The sequence below is a fragment of the Methylobacterium sp. 22177 genome (genome assembly GCF_052045615.1).
Lineage (GTDB): Bacteria > Pseudomonadota > Alphaproteobacteria > Rhizobiales > Beijerinckiaceae > Methylobacterium > Methylobacterium radiotolerans.
On the sequence record NZ_JBQEPK010000097.1, the window covers coordinates 1 to 2,380 of the forward strand.

A 2,380-nucleotide genomic window follows, 5' to 3' on the forward strand; every position below is an offset into this window, starting at 1 on the left:
CAGTCCGTCTCGCTCGTCGCCCGCCGCCACGGGCTGAACGCCAACCAGCTGTTCACGTGGCGTCGGCTGATGGAGCGCGGCGCGTTCACGGCCGCCGGTGCCGGCGGGGAGGTGGTGCCAGCCTCCGAGCTGCGGGCTGCCCAGCAGCAGATCCGTGAGCTGCAGCGGCTCCTGGGCAAGAAGACGCTTGAGACCGAGATCCTGCGCGAGGCGATGGAGCGGGTCGCCGCCCCCAAAAAGTTGCCCTCGCGCGTGACCTCGTGGCCGGGGGACGGCCGGTGAGCGCTGTGGCCGCAGCTTTGAGCGTGTCACGCCCGCACCTCGCCTCGTCCAGGCAGGCCTCCCCCGCCTGGAAGCCCAGGGGCCGACGCGGCCGTCCGCCTGCACCCGACGCCGCGTTGCTCGGCGCGATCCAGGCGCTCATCGCCGATCTGCCGACCTACGGCTATCGGCGCGTCCATGCCCTTCTGCGCCGGCAGGCCGAGCGGGACGGTCGGCCCGCACCGAACGCCAAGCGGGTCTACCGGGTCATGAAGGTGCACGGTCTCCTGCTGCAGCGACATGTGGGCGGAGCCGAGACGCGCCGTCACGAGGGCAAGGTGGCGGTGGCCACGCGCAACACGCGCTGGGCGGGTCCCCGCCCGGTCTCCGACCGGGTGGGATGCCCTCTGCTCGGACGGGCTGGAGATCGCAGCAGAGAACGGTGAGCGTGTGCGGGTCGCCTTCGCGCTCGATTGCTGCGATCGGGAAGCGATGAGCTACGTGGCGACCACGGCGGGCATCACGGGCGAGGACGTCCGCGACCTGATGGTGGCGGCCGTCGAGCATCGCTTCGGGGCGGTCAACCAGCTACCGAGCCTGATCGAGTGGCTGACTGACAACGGCAGTTGCTACGTCGCCCGCGACACGCGCCGCTTCGCCCGCGAACTCGGCTTGATACCAAAGACGACGCCGCTGGAGAGCCCGCAGAGCAACGGCATGGCCGAAGCGTTCGTGCGAACCTTGAAACGCGACTACGTGCGTGTCTCGGTGCTACCGGACGCCGAGAGCGTGCTGCGCCAGCTCCCCGTTTGGCTGGCGCACTATAACGACCTTCATCCTCATCGCGCGCTCGGCTACCGCTCGCCGCGCGAGTTCATCACCCGATCAACCCAGGAGACCCTGTCCGGTCTTTAGGGGGCAACAACAGTGACGATCGCCGCGCCGTCTGATGCGAATACGCGCCACAGCTCCCTGAACTTGAAGGCTGAATGCGCTAAAACCTCTGAAAAAATCTTCGGAAACGTCAGGTCGATCTATGCCCTCGATGTGGCATTCCATGGCAACTGCGTAAACTGCTGAGATGTATTGCTCGCGTACGGCCGTATCGAAATCGTTGGTTGTATTTTGATCTATCATACGCGTCATACTTCGGCGGCATATAGCCTCGAATTCGACAAAGCATTTATCATCTTCGTCTGGAATATTTCCGTATTCTTCTTCCGATATTAGTTGGTAATCCATATTATTGCCGTGCCGCCCTCATGACGTTAAGCGCGAAATCGTGCTGTGACTGACGTTATAGCTCCGCGCGATCACTCGCACCGGCTCGCCTGCCGTCTTGCGCTGTAGAGCTTCCTGCTGCTGGTGCGGCGTCAGCTTGGGCTTGCGACCGTATCGGACACCGCGTGCCTTTGCAGCGACATGACCGTGCGTGGTCCGATCGAGCATGCGCCGCCGTTCGAGCTTGGCAGTCACGCCCAAAATCGCCAGCACGACTTCCGCGAAGTCGCCTGCTGTGTCGATGTAGGGTTCGGCCAGGGACCGCATCGCGGCCCCTGCCTGCTGCATCTCCCTCGCCAGCACGAGCAGGTCGGTTGGATCGCGGGCCAGCCGGTCGGCGGCCGGTGTGATGACTAGATCGCCGGGGGCGAGCGCCTTCATCAGCCGCTTGAGCTGAGGGCGGTCCGTCGTCGTGCCGGTGAAGGTGTCGGAGAAGATGCGGGCGCAGCCAGCGGCTTCGAGTTGCCCTCGCTGTACGGCCAGGTCCTGCCCGTCCGTCGATACCCGCGCATAGCCGTAAATCATGCCGCTATTATGCACCGGATATATGCAACAAAAAAGGGCAATGATTTCAGCGGGTATCCTGCTGGTGCAAATGTCTTGAGTTTCGCACCGCCTCCGGAGTGGTAAGCCACCGACTCTCGGCCCTTGCCCCGGGAACGGCGTCACAGTGGCGAGCTCAAGCCGATCAGCGGCGGACTTGCCCAATGTCTTCTCCGAGACGATGAGGGGCCAGCTCTCTTCGCAGATCGTGACTGACGATTGCCTTGTCTCACGCTCTACGCTAGCGTGACCGTATGTGCAGCCTCCGTCCGACCATGGTCGTCCGATGGAAACG

General features: G+C 64.2%; 1 protein-coding gene and 1 pseudogene. One reads left to right on the forward strand and one right to left on the reverse strand.

Annotated elements, in window-relative coordinates; all coding sequences use genetic code 11:
* Positions 1-1,176 (forward strand): annotated as a pseudogene (locus ACTJK8_RS32000) (IS3 family transposase); the annotation flags it as partial.
* Between the two features lie 345 nt (positions 1,177-1,521).
* Here ACTJK8_RS32000 and ACTJK8_RS32005 read toward each other — a convergent pair.
* Complete coding sequence (locus tag ACTJK8_RS32005; RefSeq protein ID WP_440763178.1) at positions 1,522-2,067, reverse strand: recombinase family protein; 546 nt, start codon at positions 2,065-2,067, stop codon at positions 1,522-1,524.
* Positions 2,068-2,380 lie beyond the last annotated feature (313 nt).

Coding starts and splice junctions, on each gene's coding strand:
- ACTJK8_RS32005 (WP_440763178.1), bottom strand. CDS start 2,067: ATGATTTACGGCTATGCGCGGGTATCGACGGACGGGCAGGACCTGGCC.